Raw genomic sequence first — 15640 nt, forward strand, 5'->3', positions numbered from 1 at the left:
CGGGACGAGGTTCGGTACATAATCGGAAGCGATCTCGTTATGAATCAGCCCGGCACAGGATTCACCAGAAAAACGGACTATTACGATCTGTTCGGAATTCCCAGAGACGCGTCCAGTACTGCTGTGGACGAGGCCTTTCGCAATTATTTGGAGAATGTGCAACAACATTCATGGATTCCTTGGAGGGATGCCGCTGTAAGAGAAGGCGCCGAAGCGTATTATCATCTCTCCGACGAGACAAGGCGCAAGAAATACGACGAATCCCTGGATTACGAACTCATACTACCCGATCCGGAAGGAGTGCCGGCGGAATTCGAGAAGTACTTCGAAATACAAAAGATCGCGACCCCTAGGGAATACGAAAGACTATACAAACAATTCCTGATGCTAAAGCATGAAAGGGAGGATAAGCTCTGGTCTTTGCGCGCCACCATGTATTTCTTTTTGGTCTGCTTCTTTGTTTTGCTTTTCTCCTCCTTTGCATTTTTCGTTTTTCAGAAAAACGATTGGCTCTCGGAATCGGTCGATCTTTTCTATCGTAGATGGGGGCTTTTCGCTTCTTCCGCAATTATGGGAGGAGGCTATCTGTTCTTTCGAGTATTGTACTTGGACAAAGAGATCTCCCGTCGAGAGAAACAAAGAGAAATCGAACTGAATGAAAAAAGCTCCCAAACCTGATCCCAAGGCCTTATCTCCAGACGAGATCGAATACTACTATTCCCTGCTACAGGAAGAAGTCACGGAATACAATTGCGGCAGCCTTTGCGCTCCTGGGAACGGAGGCATACCGGTGTGCTGTCAAGCGGACAACGCTCTCCCGGCACTGTATAAGGCGGAGTACGAGATGCTATCCAAGAGAACGGATCTCTGGAAGAAATACGTACCGATGACCCGCGAAGAGAAGAAAGACTTCGCCGTCTACGACCATAGGAAAATTACTTTTTGTGAATGTAAGGGAGTCGCGCATTGCGAAAGGGAAAACAGGTCCATTAGTTGTAGGACCTTTCCTCTCGAGCCTTATCTGGATACGAGAGGAATCTTAGTGGGACTCGTATTCATGCAGGAATTCGAAAGTAAATGTCCTCTCACCTCCCGAGCCAAGGACATACGCCAAGAATTCGTGGACAGTCATTTTCTGTTCTGGGAAAAACTTCTCTTCCGAGTGGAATCCGAATACGAAGTCTATTGGGAATCCAGCAAATCCTATCGCAGAAAACGCAAACGCACCGGAAAGAATTTCCCCATTTTGTTTCCTAGCCATCTGAAGAATAGTAAGTATCTGAGAGAATATCTCTAGGAAATCCCTAATCGTAATCGAAAATAAACGGGAAGCTGTATAACTCCTCTCCTAAAAGCTGCACTTCCAATCGATTTTGACCGGCAGAAAAACAGGAAGAAGGAAAGGCTACGAGAACTCTTCTGGTCTCCTCCAAATAATGGCTGTAGTTTTTTCTCTTGCGAGAGGATACCGCCTTATCGTTTTCCTGTAGATATTTGGGTACCCGATCCCTTCCCTTTCCTAATTCCGTGAGAAAAACATAATATGTATAAGGAAATTCCAGTTTGTCCTTGGAATCGCAGTCGCCTAGGCGGATTCCCACTTCTCCTAGGGTATCGATTTCCCTGTACATGGAATTGGGATGGATACGGATAAAGAAAATGCGCTTTCCTCCCGGATTCCAACCCAAATCGGAATCGAGAAGACTCTTACTTTCTCCTTTAGGAAGACTGTTATTATTCGGATCTTCTAATATTTGGCGAAGCTTATCCCCGCGAATCTCTGAGGCGTAGACTTCGTAAGCGGGTTTCCATATCGGCCTTTCCGGTCTTCCTAGTTTCTTTTCCCAGCGAGGCTCGGATGTAGATTCCTGTTGGGAAGGCGAAGGAATTCTCTGGCCTCCCTTACAGCTTAGTAGAAGAATAAAGAGACTAATTAAGAATCGCATTCCATTTTCTAGTGAGAGACTTTCACCTGAATGATTTCCCGGACGGCGCGCTCCATCTCCGACTTTACTTCCGCCGTTTTCTCGAATACATATGCATCGAATAACGCAGGGAGAGATTCCGGATCCGCGATAATACGGATAGTGTCCACCGCTTGCAGTCGTAGAGGAAGTTTTTCCTTTTTATTGGAAGCATAAGTGATGAGAGCGGGAACGGAAGTCTTATCTTTCAATTCTCCCAAGGCGCGCAAGACTGATAATTTTACTTCGTTGGATTTTTCCTTCTCGAAAATCCGTTTCAATTCGGAAGAACCGGGATTGAAACCCAATTTTCCCATGGCCTCCGCGGACCTGGACCTGAGAGCCGGGTCCTTATCTCCGTCCAAAACGGCAAGAAGTCCCTGCCCGCCTCCATGAGCTCCCAGCTCCAGAAGGAGGTCTATGAGCCTCGCTTTTAAAACAGGCACATTTTCTTTGGCAAGTTGCTCCGAAACGGACTTGGCTCCGGGTTTATCATTCAAGAAGAATAATGCTTCCGCGCTGACCTTTCTGATATCAGGATTCGGTTCAGTAATTCCCTTATAAAAGAGACTGATATATTGGCGGCTCTTCCTATTTTTGAGAATTTCCAAGGCCTGGATACGCACGTCCTCGTCCGGGTCGCTCGCCGCCATCTTGGGAATCAGTCCCCGATTGTCTGGAATATTATTTTTCTGCAATATTACGAAAAATTTCTTACGCAACCCCGGGCTATCGTCGGAGGAGAATTTTTGGATCAGATTCTGCACTCTCTCGTCCTTGATCCATACGGAGGACTCCAAAAAATATTCCCTGTAGATCGGATTGGAGGAAATCGCCATATCCAGTACGTGAGGCATGGCGCGGTCATCCTTGATGGTTTGCACATAACGATACGCCAATTGTCTGACTTCGAATTCGGAATGAGTGAGGCCCGCGATCACGGCGTAGATGAGTCTTTTTTCTTTTTTTCTTTCGGCGAGTTCGAGGATCCTTCTTTGGATCTCCACATTCTTCGTATTCTTAAACGTAGCGTCCAGTTCGGGAGCCCAGGTAGGTGCCAGATTGTCCAGATCCTCCAACTCGGAATAGAGGGAGAGAATTGCAAAGATACTATCCTCTCTCGCCTCCGGATCGGAAGCGATCTTAGGTAGCTCTTTCACTAAGTCCAAACGGGATTTGGATTTAATCTCGGTGATGGTTCTCGCCTGGGAACGTCCCTTGGATAGGATCGATTCTTTAAACGGATCCTTTATTTCTTCGCCTAGAAGGGCATGACTTAGAATGAATACGAAGCAAAAGAATAGAATTCTTTTCAGAAAAGACCTTCCCTCTTGGAGGAATCCTCCAATGCGGCGGAAGCCGCTCTCTTATTATCGTAAGCTTCCGTATTCGAAGGATCGAAGTCTATCGCATTTTGAAACGCGCGAACCGCCTTCTTATATTCTCCGTTCTTATAGAATGCGACTCCCAGATAATTGTATGCGGTGGAAGCGGTCTTAGGCTTCACTTCCGAACGAACCACAGCGGTCAATTCCTCGATCGCTTTTTCCCGATCCAAAACGGAATTGGAATCCAAGAGAATTTTGGCCAATACCAAACGACCTTCGTAATCTTCCGGATCCATATGAGCGGAACGATAAGCCTCGTCCTTCGCTTTGTTCTTTAGATCCGGGTCCTTGGACTTATTATACAATAAAGCCAATTTTTTATGAGCCTGCTTGATCTCTACAGCATTACGGGATTGATTCAATACCTGCAACAGAACCTTCTCCGCGTTAGAAGTCTCTCCCGTCCCCATATAGGCCTCTGCGAGTTTGAGCGCCGCTCGGTAATAGTCTTCCTTCTGCTTGAAGAGAACGGAATATTCTTCCACCGCCTCACGATAGAATTTGTTCTCGAGATAATAATCTCCCAACGCTTCTTTGGGCTTGATGTCGTTAGGGTCTATATAGGAGGCTCTGCGGAAATTTTCTATCGCCTGAGTTCCGTTTCCGCTATGTTTGTAGACCAATCCTAAATTATAATAAGCTTTTGCGTTTTTAGGATTCAGATCGAGGACCCGGTTCAGATAGGTGATCGCTTCTCCGTATCTTTCCATCTGGTCGAGTACCACTCCCAGATTCAGTAGTGCAGTCTCGGTATAACTGTCTCCGGGAGTAGAATTGACGATACGACGATAGGTTTCCTCCGCAGCGAGTAGGTCTCCGCGGTTATAATAAGTCTCGGCGAGTTGGAATAGAAGATCCAAATTATTCGGATTGTATTTGAGTCCCTTCTGCAGAGCGTCTATGGATTGCTCTCCCTGGTTCAATTGCTCGAAGCCTTCGGCGATGGATCGGAATAATTCCGGATCGTTAGCTCCGCTTTGCTTGGCGAGTTCCATATATTTCAGGGATTCTTCCAATTTTCCGTTTTTCTTAAGTATGATGGAAAGATTGTAAAGAGCCTTGGCGTCGTTCGGAGTAAGAACCGCCGCTTCCCTAAAATGATGTTCCGCTGCGGTATAGTCCCCTCGGTTATAGGCGATGTTTCCCAAATACGAACTGGAGAGGGCCGCGAGTTTTCCTCCCCGAGATCTCAATACCACGAGTTTGAATTGCTCTTCCGCCTGGGGGATTTCTCCCTTCTTGAAATAGCTAACGGCAAGATTATAGGTCAGGTATGGATCGTCAGGAGAAGAGGAGAGTCCCTGGCGATAGGCGTCTATCGCCGCATCCGGATCGTTGATTTCGTTGAATAGATTTCCCACCATCAACTGGATTTTGGGATCATCCGGTGCGATCTTCTGAGCCTGAAGAGCTACGTTTCTAGCGGCAGTCGGCTGGCCGCCATGTTTGTATGCTAAAACCAGATTATAATAGGCATAGATATTATTCGGATCTTTTAAAATAGCTTTCTGGAGCGCGTCGATCGCCTGAGCGGATCTACCTCCCGCCTGGTCATATATGATTCCGAGTACCGTAAGCGCGATGGATTTCTCCGCATCCGTCGCGGGTCCTGCCAGAAATTCATTACATTTATGGAATGCTTCCTCGGAATGGCGTTCCTTGTATAAGTTCACGCATTTTGTGAGCGCGGGATTATTCGTGCCGTTAGGGAGATAAGGCCTCTCCAACTCTTGGCTGACGTCCCCTTTAGGCAGAAGAAGGGACTTTCCCCCTCCGAAACCGGAGCCCGCAAAATCGGGAGTCTTATCTCTGAAGAATTGGTACCAGATTCCGAGAGCCAGGAAGAGCAGAACCACCGCCACCATGGCCCCCCAAAAATAGGCCATGACACCGTACTGTCTTTTGGGCCGAAATTCCTCCGGCTCGTCTCCGTAATAGAAGGAGGGCTTAGGTTCTTCCGTCTCCAGGAAGATTCGGTTCTTGCGGATCGGGTTTTCCATGTCGGTTCGTCTCGTACTGAAGAATGGAATCTAGAATCCCGTTGATGAAGGGAACCGAATTCTCGCTCTCGAATTCCCGGGTCAACTCCATCGCTTCGTCGATGGTCACCCTGGGAGGGATCTCCTTAGAGTTCAATAACCCGTAGATGGATAAACGCAGGATACATTTATTCACCGGGGAAATCCGGGCAAAATCCCAGTTCCTCGAGTACTTCTTGATTAGAGTATCGATTGTCTCCGTGTTTTTCACAACACCATTTATGATGGAAATGGCAAAATCCCTTTCTTCGGTTTCGATTTTTTTATCGTACCAACGGAATTTTAGTACTTCGGATAAGGCGGGCTGAACCAATTCCAATTGATACAGAGCCATAAGGGCGATTTCACGGGACTTCCTTCTGGAAGAAGACATAGATTAAAGAAGGGCCAGAAGATTCACCATCTCGACGGCGGTCAAAGCGGCTTCGTATCCCTTATTGCCCGCCTTGGTTCCGGCTCTCTCGATCGCTTGCTCGATGGTATCGGTGGTCAATACTCCGAAAATCACGGGTACCGAATGTTGCACACCGATAGATCCTACTTTTGCGGATTCTCCGGCTACGAAATCGAAATGAGCCGTGGCTCCTCGGATAACCGCTCCCAAGCAAATGATGGAATCGAACTTTTTACTCGCAGCCGCCTTGGAAACCACGATGGGGAGTTCGTACGCTCCCGGGATCCGAACCACGGTTACATCCTTGTCTTCCACGCCTGTCATGCGTAGACCTTCCAAAGAACCTTTCAAAAGGCTCTCCACGATAAATTCGTTAAAACGAGAAACGACAATGCAGTGCTTTTGTCCCTTTCCGTCCAGTTTTGCTTTCAACTCTTGAGGCATCGGTTTCCTTGTTGCTTCTAATATCGAGAAAACACAAGATACCCTGAGTGGCAACCGGAAAAGAAGCAAGTCTCCCCAAATTCTACGCATCCTTGGTCCTTCTGATCGTATTCCAGGCCTACTTTGCCTCCTGCGAAACCATCCGCTCCTATTGGAAACCCAAGGACGATTTCATAAAGAATTTAGAACTTCCGGATTGGGTGCTGGATTCTTCCATTAAGTTACGCATCTTTAGCGATTTTCCGAATACGGTGAATCCGGAGGACGCTCTTCCCGAAGACGATATAGCGTCTTACGCCAACCAAGCCCGTATTCTACTCGCCGCCTCCCCTGCCGCCATGAAGGACATATACAAAATGGCGGGATGTCTGGACGGAAGCGAACTCGTAGGGATCCGAGGCAATAAGATCACCGACGCCCAGGAAGACGTTTGGTTCGGAATCTGTCGCAGTGGGGCACAAGACACAATCGTATTTCGAGTCTTCGATATGGGCAACGACCAACTCTATAGACTCTACGAAGACGAACTGGTAAAGAATTGGGAAGAATCCAAGAAGAATATCAACACAAACCCGGACAAAGCAATACGTCTCGCAAATCGAATCGTAGAACACGAGCCTTCACATCCGGGGGCCCGTAGATTATTGGGAAGTTTATATCTGAAGTCCGGATATTGTGTGGGAGCCGTTCGCAATTATCGCATCTATCTGCGCATCGTTCCCCGCTCCTCAGAAAAAGAAAAGATACACGCGCTACTCAAAAAATCCTGTGCCGAAAGCCTGGTCCCCAAAAAACCGGAGACAAAGGAATTCTCCGAGGACCTTCCTACGTTAGAAGAAACGGGAAGCTAAAAGAGGAGTTCCTTTTGAACATTCTTCGGAAGTTTCGAAAATATCTTATCTGTCTTTTGAACGCGAACTTCGAAGGACGCGCCAACGTTGTATCCTATATATGGATACATGGGCAACTCATTTTTCCGAGTGCCCACTTCACGAATACGGCTTATTGTTCCCGCTTACCAGCAAAACGATTATATAAGCTGGATCGTCAGAGCCAAACTACCGGAAACCAGGGCAAAAAGATTGAAACAAATGCTAGAGGAATTGCAAAAGAGAGGAGTGTATATGAAGATGAAACACTCCGCTTCCAAGAAAGGTGACAGGGGATAAAGATTCGCGCCTTCTTTCGTTTTAGATTCTTATTCTTTCACTCTTAGGACCAGAGTGATTTTGCCGTCGGCTTTCTCCACGACTTCGAAACCTTCCTCGCGAAGGGTCTTTTTGATACGATAGAATCCGAGGTTCACGACCTTAGGAGTCTCGGACTTTCTCGGTTCCGAAGGGAATAAATTAGGAGAGGCATCCATCCCTTTAAGTTTCGGTTCCGAAGGGTCCAGTCTTGACCTTGACAGAAAGAAAAGCTTCCCAGAAATGAGAAGGTAGATGAGGAGAATACTGACTCTCTTTTTTTTCACCCTTTTGGCAGGATCCGGAATCGCCGCATATTTCCTACAGGACAGCCTGGATTCCCCTTGGATCCACTGGGTCTTTTCCAAATTCTCCTTCTGGATTTTCCTACTCGTCCTAATACTTTCCGCTCTCGCCATGATCCGAATCTTTAGGAGAGCCAAAAAGGCCATTCGTTCCCAGAACGAGGCCATGGAAAAACACCTAAGCGGAATTTTGGACGAACTAGTCCAGGATTCCCAAGCCTTGGGAGAATTCTTAAAAATCGATCTCCCTCAAATGGAGGAGAGAATCAAAAGATCCAAGGATATAGTTCCTAAGGAGATTCATTCCGCTTACAGCGCCAATTGGACCAAAATACGGACAGAGGCGGAATCGGCGCTTAGAGATCTGGACACTCTTCCTTTGGAACCGGATCGGATAGAAGAGGAAAAATCTAAGAAGACTCATGCCGTTTTGGAATATAAGGATCTTCTAAATCGCCACACCAAGGCCAAAAAGATCCTGGAAAGAGTCAGGTCCGACCTTTCCTTATTGAAGGAAAAACTTTCGGAGAAAGGCTGTTGAAAAGGATCGTATTCGTTTCCGTCTTATTCTACCTTTCACTAGGATGCGCTTCAACAATTCCTACTTCTCTTTCCATTTCGGAAAAGGAAGAAGGTTTTCTTCCGATCGCATCCCTACTCCCTCCTGAAAAACGACTCTCCGATCTTGCATCCTCCCGTTGGAGCTGGAAAGTTAAAGGAATTCTAATACATCATACCAAAGGACTGAGTCCGGAGGAATACGTATCTAAGAGCGCGAATGCGGGCTGGCTCGTGCATTCTCTCGTGGATAAGAAGGGAAGAATCTTCCTACTCGAAGAACCGGGATCTTGGGAGCTCAAGGCTGCCCCTAAAATGGATCCATATATGATCCATGTAACCTGGGAGGGAGACAAGGACGACATCCTCAAACGACCGGACCAGAAAAAGGCCCTGATTTCCCTGATCGCTAAATTCTCCAAACAATACGGAGTTCCCCTCACGAATCACGATGTATCCTCCCAAAAGGGAATTTTCACGCATACCCAGGCCAAGAAAAAGTTCGGAAGATTTCTGAATGGAAGCGATTGCGGAAACGAAAACGTACTCAAATCTATTTTAGAAGAAGCGGGAGGGAAATATTTCCCCGAATCCGAATGGAAGGATAGATACGGAGATTGGGTTCTTCGTAAAGAGCGTCCTTTCGTAGGACAAAACGGAGAGATCAAGGATCCGAGCTACGATAGAGGAAGAGGAATCACTCCTATTCCTCAGGCCGAACTGGAGAGTATAGAGAAAACTTCCGAAGGACTATTGCCCGAAGAGAAACGCCTCAAGTACAATTACAGGGGGATGATCAGCGCCGATTGTGTGGTCCTGCATTTTACCGCGATCTCGGATTACGACGGAACGCTAAGAGTATTAGAAAAACGAAATTTAGCCGCCACTTTCCTTGCGGATAAGGACGGAAAAATGTACCAGCTACTGGACCACCCTCTGCATATGGCGGCGGCTGCGACCGGGACCAACCGGAACTGTTTCCAAATAGAAATCGTAGGAAAAGACACGGAGATGCTACTCGCAAATCCGGCTCAAACCGCATCCGTGGCCAAATTGGTCCGGGAGCTCTGCGAAAAATACAAGATCCCCGCCAATAATAGAAGCATAGAATCCCTGAAAGGAATCTTCTCCCACACCCAAGCCAAGAAAAAATGGGGAGGTTCCATCTTTTTAGATGCGCAGGATTTCGACCCTGGAGAACCTTATATGAAAAAGATTCTAGAGTTATTGACCGGAACTTTTTATGAGGAAAAAGACTGGTTCGAAAGGACGAGTGAGAACTGGATTCTACTCTTCACCGACTTTCAGCCTTGACGAGGTTTCCAAGGAACCGTTCTTTTTACCTTCTCCCAATTCCACCATTCCTCCGAGATTGCGTCCTAATGCTTGGCCGGATCTGGAAGTATGAATCTTAGGATTTCCGGAATTCTCCTGCTTCTTCCGTCTCAATTGGCTCGGAGTCTTACCCGTAACCTTACGAAAGGCGTCGTTAAAGGAAGATTTAGAATTGAATCCAACGAAATAACAGATGGAAAGGATATCCTGATCGGGATTCTCCCCTAAAAGCCTCACAGCCTCGTCGATCCGAAATCGATTGATATAATTATGAAAGCCGGTCTGCAAATGCTCGTTCAGAAATTCAGTCAACTGGTAGGGCTTTATCCCCAAGTCTTCCGACAAGGAATGAAGGGTCAGGTCCGGATCCCTATACAATCTATCCTCGTTCATAAGCTCTTCTATCCTGAGTTCCAGAAGATTCAGGTCCAGGCCCACTAAAAGGGATTTCTCGTATTTCTTCTTTCTCACTTCCCGAGTCAGGGGGGCGAAGAAATCCGGATAACGGGAAGGAGCCAAGAATAACATGAAAATGATCAACGTTACTAGAATTCCTCCTACGCTGAAAAAAGAAGAGGAGCCGAACATGAAACCGAACACGAGAGAACACATGGCCACCATTGTAACGGTGGCTAAGATCAGAATGAAACGGATCTGCGCCTTTAGTTCGGGAACGGAAATGACAGTAAGAAGCATACGATAACGAAAAACGAAATACGCGGTGGTCAAAGCCGTGGTGGCAAAGAATCCGAAGGATAAGTAATGCTTATAACGATAGGCCCTAAGCTCCGCCAAATCCTCTATGATGGAGGCCCAGGGTCTTGCGAAGAATAGACATTCTCCTAAAAAGAACATGCCGGGAATCAGAAAATGCACACGAATATCCCGGTATAGAGTCTGGTTGGGATATACAAGGGAATGCGTATACAATAAGGACAAGGGTCCGATGGTGGAAAAGGAAGTGAGAAGAAGAAAAATGGAATGAGGATAGGTCTGGTCCAATTCCCAAATCACATTGGCCACGGAGAATTGGATGATTCCCAAAGAAAGAAATAGAAGAGCGCTAATCCTATTTTCTCTCGGATTTTTGGGGGAAATCAGTCTTTGAATTACTAAAAGAAAGGAAAGACCGCTTCCGAAGTAAAGGATAGGAGTCACCAACCCCGGATTTAACATAGTCGGTATATTAAGAAAATGAAAGGGATTGTCAAGTTTTCTCGACCCGATTCGCGATTCTCACACAAAGAATCCAATTCGGTTTCATTAGATTCATTTATTTATAACGCCTCTATTTCGATTGGATGCCCAACCAACAAAGCCTCCTCCTCTTATATTTTACTTATTTTATAAGTTTGCTTTTTGAAACAACTGTTCGAATAACGAAACTCGAACGTTCGAATTCTATCTCTCGGACGACCGTCTCTTATTTTCGATATATTCTCCTCACACAGATCTCATCCGGAATCATTCTGACCTTCCGGACTAGGAGCGGAAAATGGAAATGCAAAAGTTAGGTACTGCTAAGAAATATCTGCAGTACGCGTTGGTCGGGCTTGGCGTATTGGCCGCGGGATGTCCCGTAGGAATCTTTACGGAATTCCCGGACCAAGAGGAAATATGTAAATTCGATCCGGTTCGGGAGGGTATCCGTGCGATTTCCGCATCCGTATTCCCCCAGCCTGTTCTACAATCCGTTTTGATTAACGGAAACCTTGCCTGGCAAGTCGTCACAGACGGACCGGCTTACCCGACTCCCACGCTGAGTCCGGGACAAACGATAACACTCAAAGGTACCGGTTTCGGAGCCGGACCGGATGTGGATTATTCCAAAATCATGATCGGAAACACAAGGATCCTGGAAACGGATCTGAGAATGTTCGAGCAAAGATTGGACATCACCAAGCAAGTCAACTTCGAAGTCGACGAGGTACATGATAGCTGGAGTAAATACATTCTCTCCTGGACGGATACTCAGATCCAATTCAAGGTTCCGGAACATGTAAGCTCCGGTCCGATCATCGTGCAGGTACAGAAAAGACTCGGATATAACGATTCCTTACTCAGACCCGGGCAACCTCATAACGTAATCGATGCACAGACCAGAAGAATCACGGACGAGGATTTCAAACACAAATGCGACGTTGTTTCCCTCTTGAGCGATGCGAAAGGCACCGATCCTCTTCCCGTTAACGTGAATAACCCCGGCTTCGCTTCCTTATTGGCACTCGGAGAAAAGGTATTCTGGTCCTACGATTTCAATATCGGAGTCGCACACGCCATCCGAAACCTAGATTGGAAAAAGATCTTCAATTACCAGGCGACGGATCCGGTTACCGGATATACCGCGGATCCTCTTCTGCTCTTCGGAGCGTATAAAACGGTTGCAGGAGAAGTTCCTACAGCGGCTACGGATAATGTATATTTTGATCCTTATCCGCAACCCACTCCGATCCCGGGATATCTGGGAGGGGACCAACTCTTCAAAGGAAATACGAGAAACAGCGGATGGGCGGGATATCGTTATGCGGAAGCTTCTCATCCTTATACCGGAAAAGGAGAATGGATCGGATTCAACTGCGCGTCCTGTCACGGATACAGAATCACATTCGAAGCTTCTCCCGGAAATTCGGTCACTCGCGTGATTCCAGGACTTCCTAACCCGAAATGGTCCATGAAATGGTCCCTACTAGGAGATTTCAAAGGAATCAAGGAGAACGAACCTGGACCGGTATTCGACTCCGGTTCCAAAGACGTGGATAAGACCATGCTCATCTACGTTATGCCTCAAGGAGCGGGAGAACACGCACTCATACGAATCAAGGGAGAAGGAAGCGAAACGGACAACGATTACCAATTCTCTCCTATCGCTATCCCGAACGTTACCAATTATATGGGTGTGAGAAGATCCCTCTCCCACACGGAATCCTATGTGGGATTCGAAGGTTCCTACATCCATTCGGAAGAACCGGACGGAGCCACCGGGTCCATGCACCAGAAGGAACTGCAGGCTCTTACGGCATATATGACGAAGTTGGACCAATACGACCGACCTCTAAGACAAGTGGGAGTCTATCGTTGGCTGAAATCCAAAGGCAAACTGGTTCCTCAAGTCGGAGGGGATCCGGGTGAAGGAAACTTCGTGCAAGCGGGATGGGAGAATATTCCCGGAGTGACCTCGGCTGTGAATCGAGGAAAGGCGACTTTCCAAAGAGATTGTGGCTCTTGTCACAACGATAAGGTAGGATTGAATTCCAACGAAAGAATGTTCAAGCTAAACGAAGTAGGAAGATTCTTCGCTCCCACAATCTACCAAAGAGCGCAACAATCCATTCGTGCGACCTTCCTAAGAGATATGTATTGGGTGCAGCACAGAGGGTTATTAAGCGACGGACACGTGAGAAACCTGGAGGACTTGGTGAATCCGGATCGATGCGTGGAAGGATCCGCTCTGTATAACCAATATTATACGTTGCACGCTCCTGCAACCCCCGCGTTGGGCGGACCGGATTTCCCGGAGCCTTATCCTCCTCAAAACAGGAAAGGCGACGTGTTCCGGGCTTTCAGATCACCGACCAACGACGCGGGAATCAAAAGGAATCGATTCATCGAGAGGCATAAATATTTCGTAACGGTTCCATGGGATACCCAATGGTATTACTGGGATTACCAAAAGATGAGAAGGGAATACGGACCGGACGAATTGGGAACCTCCAAGCCGATCGGACTACCGGCAACTCCTCACCCATGGTGTACCCAATCGAGCGGGGAGATCGACGATCTGGTGGAGTACATACTCACATTATAACTTCCATTTTTGTTCGGCAGGAGAGCCCGGTGTCGGCCGGGTTCTCCCGAAGAAGAAGCTAAAACCTCTTCCGTCTTTTTCGTTAGAATATTCTAATGCCGAACTTCATTTTTCCATAATAGACATTCGGGCGACCCCCTTCGGGGCCGGGCTACTCCGGGTTCGCTAATCGCTCATCCCTCGCATTCTTTTTAAAATAATACGATCTCGTAAACCGGCTCGGGACAGGCCCTACGTATCCCTGTCGCAGCGAACAACAAAGCTACTCGAGCATACTCCTAAGCATCCAAGCGGTCTTCTCGTGAATCTCCAATCTTTGGGTCAGAAGATCCGTGGTCACCTCGTCTCCGCCGGAATCCGCGGAAGGGAGAATGGCTCTCGCGGTGCGAATCACGGCCTCGTGTCCTTCCACCAGATTTTTGAGCATGTCTTCCGCCTTCGGGACTCCGTCTTCTTCTTTCAAAGAAGTCAAAGAGGAGAACGCCTTGTAGGTACCAGGAGCAGGATAACCGAGAGAACGAATTCTCTCCGCGACCAAATCCAGAGCATTCCAAAGCTCGGTGTATTGGGTCATGAACATGAGATGGAGAGTATTGAACAAGGGACCGGTCACGTTCCAATGGTAGTTATGAGTCTTTAAGTATAAGAAATAGGTGTCGGCTAAGAGCTTTTGCAGACCTTGGTTGATCGCCTCTCGGTCTTTTTCCGGAATTCCAATATTCGGTTTCATAAAATCCTCCTGGTAAAAATGGTTTATAGAATTTAGAATGATTCTAAATCCTTAGACAAAAGCAAACCTTTCTTAACCGGAAAAGAATTTCTTTTCTCTATTTTTTTCCAAACCAATTTTTCAATGCCAAAAACGCGAGAGTTATCATTTGAACCCAACCTCTAAAATTCCGGTCATTTCCCGACAGGTTTGGATCCTCTGCTGGATCAGCTTCTTCACGGACGTTGCATCCGAAATGCTCTATCCCATTCTTCCACTTTATCTATCGTCCATAGGATATTCCTTCGGATGGATCGGGCTTTTGGAAGGTTGCGCGGAGGCTACGGCTGGACTCAGCAAGGGAGGCTTCGGCAAATGGAGCGACGCATCGGGCAAGAGAGTTCCCTTCATACAACTCGGGTACGCGTTGAGCGCAATCTCTAAGCCGTTACTCGTAGCATTCCGATCCATAGGTTGGATTTTCTTCGCAAGGACCCTGGACCGATTCGGAAAAGGCATCCGGACCGGAGCGAGAGACGCATTGCTCTCGGACGAAGCGACACCGGAAACCAAGGGGAGAATTTTCGGAATCCATAGGGCTATGGATACGAGCGGAGCGATCCTCGGGCCTGTACTCGCACTCGCCCTTATGGATACGCTCGAGCTTTCCTATTCTTCTTTGTTCCTAATTTCAGCGATTCCGGGAATCTGCACTGTGGGTCTAAGCTGGTTTCTAAGAGAAAAAGAAAAGTCGAAGGAAGAGAAACCTGTTAGCGAAAAGAACGGCTTCTTCGATATGTTCGTATATTGGAAAAGTAGCCCCAAAAAATACAAAACCATCGTACTCTTGTTATTATTGTTCGCACTCGCAAACAGCTCGGACCTATTTTTACTTTTCAGAGTAAAACAAGTCCTCTCCTCGGATCGATCCATGATTTCGGTATACATATTCTATAATCTAATCTACGCTCTTTTCGCATTTCCTTTCGGATACATAGCGGATAGGATCGGGTTAAAGAGAATCCTCTCCCTGGGGCTGATCCTCTTCGCGGTTTCTTACGGAGGAATGGGCTCTGCGAAAGAACTTTACGAATTCGTGATTCTTTTTTTCCTATACGGAATGTATTCCGCCGCGACGGAAGGGGTCGCCAAGGCGCTTATCAGCAATACCATACCTTCTTCCGAAGCAGCGAGCGCATTAGGAACTTATGCAGGATTACAGAGCATATGTTTACTCGTGGCGAGCGTATTTGCAGGATGGGCCTGGGAGAATGTCGGACCGAATTTCGTATTCGTATTTAGTGCATCCGTAGCCGGAGCCGTAGGAATTGCAGTATTGGTTTTAAAGCTGGAAAGGGGGGACCTGCGGGAAAAAGGTTCCGCTTAGATTTAGTAGAATAATCAGATAAATTGATATATTATCAAATCAAACTACATCTCTTTTCTTTTTTTGATTTTGAATTCTCATTATCTCCATTGTATTGAAAGTATATTATTGATGTATTTGTGAGC

General features: G+C 47.0%; 16 protein-coding genes. 8 read left to right on the top strand and 8 right to left on the bottom strand.

Going from position 1 to position 15640, the window contains the following annotated elements:
- The first annotated feature begins 39 nt into the window (after nucleotides 1-39).
- Together LEP1GSC061_RS04015 and LEP1GSC061_RS04020 are read left to right on the top strand one after the other, a co-directional pair.
- Nucleotides 40-678, top strand: coding sequence for a molecular chaperone DnaJ (locus tag LEP1GSC061_RS04015; protein ID WP_016543891.1), 639 nt, complete (start codon nucleotides 40-42; stop codon nucleotides 676-678).
- Complete coding sequence (locus tag LEP1GSC061_RS04020) at nucleotides 656-1297, top strand: hypothetical protein (protein ID WP_016543716.1); 642 nt, start codon at nucleotides 656-658, stop codon at nucleotides 1295-1297. Before LEP1GSC061_RS04015 ends, LEP1GSC061_RS04020 begins: the two co-directional genes overlap by 23 nt.
- A 7-nt stretch (nucleotides 1298-1304) precedes the next feature.
- On the opposite strand, the gene LEP1GSC061_RS04025 is transcribed toward LEP1GSC061_RS04020, so the two are convergent.
- Genes LEP1GSC061_RS04025 through ribH form a run of 5 tightly spaced genes read right to left on the bottom strand, consistent with a single transcriptional unit; the run spans nucleotide 1305 to nucleotide 6229 of the window.
- Nucleotides 1305-1946 carry a hypothetical protein gene (locus LEP1GSC061_RS04025; protein ID WP_016543829.1) on the bottom strand — a complete coding sequence of 214 codons (642 nt, stop codon included), beginning with the start codon at nucleotides 1944-1946 and terminating at the stop codon, nucleotides 1305-1307.
- An 8-nt stretch (nucleotides 1947-1954) separates the two neighbouring features.
- On the bottom strand, nucleotides 1955-3271 hold the full coding sequence (locus tag LEP1GSC061_RS04030; RefSeq protein WP_375517384.1) for a HEAT repeat domain-containing protein: 1317 nt from the start codon (nucleotides 3269-3271) through the stop codon (nucleotides 1955-1957).
- A gap of 5 nt (nucleotides 3272-3276) precedes the next feature.
- On the bottom strand, nucleotides 3277-5352 hold the full coding sequence (locus tag LEP1GSC061_RS04035) for a tetratricopeptide repeat protein (protein ID WP_040507777.1): 2076 nt from the start codon (nucleotides 5350-5352) through the stop codon (nucleotides 3277-3279).
- On the bottom strand, nucleotides 5300-5764 hold the full coding sequence (nusB, locus tag LEP1GSC061_RS04040; protein WP_016543539.1) for a transcription antitermination factor NusB: 465 nt from the start codon (nucleotides 5762-5764) through the stop codon (nucleotides 5300-5302). The genes LEP1GSC061_RS04035 and nusB overlap by 53 nt, the downstream gene beginning before the upstream one ends.
- A 3-nt stretch (nucleotides 5765-5767) precedes the next feature.
- Nucleotides 5768-6229, bottom strand: coding sequence for a 6,7-dimethyl-8-ribityllumazine synthase (gene ribH / locus LEP1GSC061_RS04045; protein ID WP_016543402.1), 462 nt, complete (start codon nucleotides 6227-6229; stop codon nucleotides 5768-5770).
- 47 nt (nucleotides 6230-6276) lie between these two features.
- Between ribH and LEP1GSC061_RS04050 the strand changes: the two genes are divergently transcribed.
- Entirely contained in the window at nucleotides 6277-7080 is an 804-nt protein-coding gene (locus tag LEP1GSC061_RS04050; protein WP_016543677.1) for a tetratricopeptide repeat protein, read from the top strand.
- 108 nt (nucleotides 7081-7188) lie between these two features.
- On the top strand, nucleotides 7189-7398 hold the full coding sequence (locus LEP1GSC061_RS22080) for a YdeI/OmpD-associated family protein (protein WP_052006476.1): 210 nt from the start codon (nucleotides 7189-7191) through the stop codon (nucleotides 7396-7398).
- 29 nt (nucleotides 7399-7427) lie between these two features.
- On the opposite strand, the gene LEP1GSC061_RS21630 is transcribed toward LEP1GSC061_RS22080, so the two are convergent.
- Nucleotides 7428-7595, bottom strand: a complete 168-nt coding sequence (locus tag LEP1GSC061_RS21630) for a hypothetical protein (protein WP_016543613.1) — start codon at nucleotides 7593-7595, stop codon at nucleotides 7428-7430.
- Nucleotides 7596-7671: 76 nt separating this feature from the next.
- On the opposite strand from LEP1GSC061_RS21630, the gene LEP1GSC061_RS04060 reads away from it, so the two are divergent.
- The gene (locus LEP1GSC061_RS04060) at nucleotides 7672-8262 is read left to right on the top strand and encodes a hypothetical protein (RefSeq protein ID WP_016543399.1); all 591 of its coding nucleotides are present in this window, start codon (nucleotides 7672-7674) and stop codon (nucleotides 8260-8262) included.
- A complete protein-coding gene (locus LEP1GSC061_RS04065; protein ID WP_040507779.1) occupies nucleotides 8256-9593 on the top strand; it encodes a peptidoglycan recognition protein family protein in 1338 nt (445 codons plus the stop codon). Before LEP1GSC061_RS04060 ends, LEP1GSC061_RS04065 begins: the two co-directional genes overlap by 7 nt.
- Here LEP1GSC061_RS04065 and LEP1GSC061_RS04070 read toward each other — a convergent pair.
- Nucleotides 9567-10790, bottom strand: a complete 1224-nt coding sequence (locus LEP1GSC061_RS04070; RefSeq protein ID WP_016544167.1) for a helix-turn-helix domain-containing protein — start codon at nucleotides 10788-10790, stop codon at nucleotides 9567-9569. The two genes, LEP1GSC061_RS04065 and LEP1GSC061_RS04070, sit on opposite strands and share 27 nt — an antisense overlap.
- A gap of 325 nt (nucleotides 10791-11115) precedes the next feature.
- Between LEP1GSC061_RS04070 and LEP1GSC061_RS04075 the strand changes: the two genes are divergently transcribed.
- Nucleotides 11116-13419: an IPT/TIG domain-containing protein gene (locus tag LEP1GSC061_RS04075; protein WP_016543434.1), complete on the top strand. Its 2304-nt coding sequence runs from the start codon at nucleotides 11116-11118 to the stop codon at nucleotides 13417-13419.
- 262 nt (nucleotides 13420-13681) lie between these two features.
- Here the strand turns inward: LEP1GSC061_RS04075 and LEP1GSC061_RS04080 are convergent, their stop codons facing one another.
- On the bottom strand, nucleotides 13682-14149 hold the full coding sequence (locus LEP1GSC061_RS04080; protein WP_016543993.1) for a Dps family protein: 468 nt from the start codon (nucleotides 14147-14149) through the stop codon (nucleotides 13682-13684).
- A 148-nt stretch (nucleotides 14150-14297) separates the two neighbouring features.
- Here LEP1GSC061_RS04080 and LEP1GSC061_RS04085 point away from each other — a divergent pair, with 148 nt between their 5' ends.
- Nucleotides 14298-15515: an MFS transporter gene (locus tag LEP1GSC061_RS04085; protein WP_016543709.1), complete on the top strand. Its 1218-nt coding sequence runs from the start codon at nucleotides 14298-14300 to the stop codon at nucleotides 15513-15515.
- The last annotated feature ends 125 nt before the right edge of the window (nucleotides 15516-15640 follow it).

This window comes from Leptospira wolffii serovar Khorat str. Khorat-H2, assembly GCF_000306115.2.
Classification (GTDB): Bacteria; Spirochaetota; Leptospiria; order Leptospirales; family Leptospiraceae; genus Leptospira_B; species Leptospira_B wolffii.

Coding starts and splice junctions, on each gene's coding strand:
- LEP1GSC061_RS04015 (WP_016543891.1), top strand. CDS start 40: ATGAATCAGCCCGGCACAGGATTCACCAGAAAAACGGACTATTACGAT.
- LEP1GSC061_RS04020 (WP_016543716.1), top strand. CDS start 656: ATGAAAAAAGCTCCCAAACCTGATCCCAAGGCCTTATCTCCAGACGAG.
- LEP1GSC061_RS04025 (WP_016543829.1), bottom strand. CDS start 1,946: ATGCGATTCTTAATTAGTCTCTTTATTCTTCTACTAAGCTGTAAGGGA.
- LEP1GSC061_RS04035 (WP_040507777.1), bottom strand. CDS start 5,352: ATGGAAAACCCGATCCGCAAGAACCGAATCTTCCTGGAGACGGAAGAA.
- nusB (WP_016543539.1), bottom strand. CDS start 5,764: ATGTCTTCTTCCAGAAGGAAGTCCCGTGAAATCGCCCTTATGGCTCTG.
- ribH (WP_016543402.1), bottom strand. CDS start 6,229: ATGCCTCAAGAGTTGAAAGCAAAACTGGACGGAAAGGGACAAAAGCAC.
- LEP1GSC061_RS22080 (WP_052006476.1), top strand. CDS start 7,189: ATGGGCAACTCATTTTTCCGAGTGCCCACTTCACGAATACGGCTTATT.
- LEP1GSC061_RS21630 (WP_016543613.1), bottom strand. CDS start 7,595: ATGGATGCCTCTCCTAATTTATTCCCTTCGGAACCGAGAAAGTCCGAG.
- LEP1GSC061_RS04060 (WP_016543399.1), top strand. CDS start 7,672: ATGAGGAGAATACTGACTCTCTTTTTTTTCACCCTTTTGGCAGGATCC.
- LEP1GSC061_RS04070 (WP_016544167.1), bottom strand. CDS start 10,790: ATGTTAAATCCGGGGTTGGTGACTCCTATCCTTTACTTCGGAAGCGGT.
- LEP1GSC061_RS04075 (WP_016543434.1), top strand. CDS start 11,116: ATGCAAAAGTTAGGTACTGCTAAGAAATATCTGCAGTACGCGTTGGTC.
- LEP1GSC061_RS04080 (WP_016543993.1), bottom strand. CDS start 14,149: ATGAAACCGAATATTGGAATTCCGGAAAAAGACCGAGAGGCGATCAAC.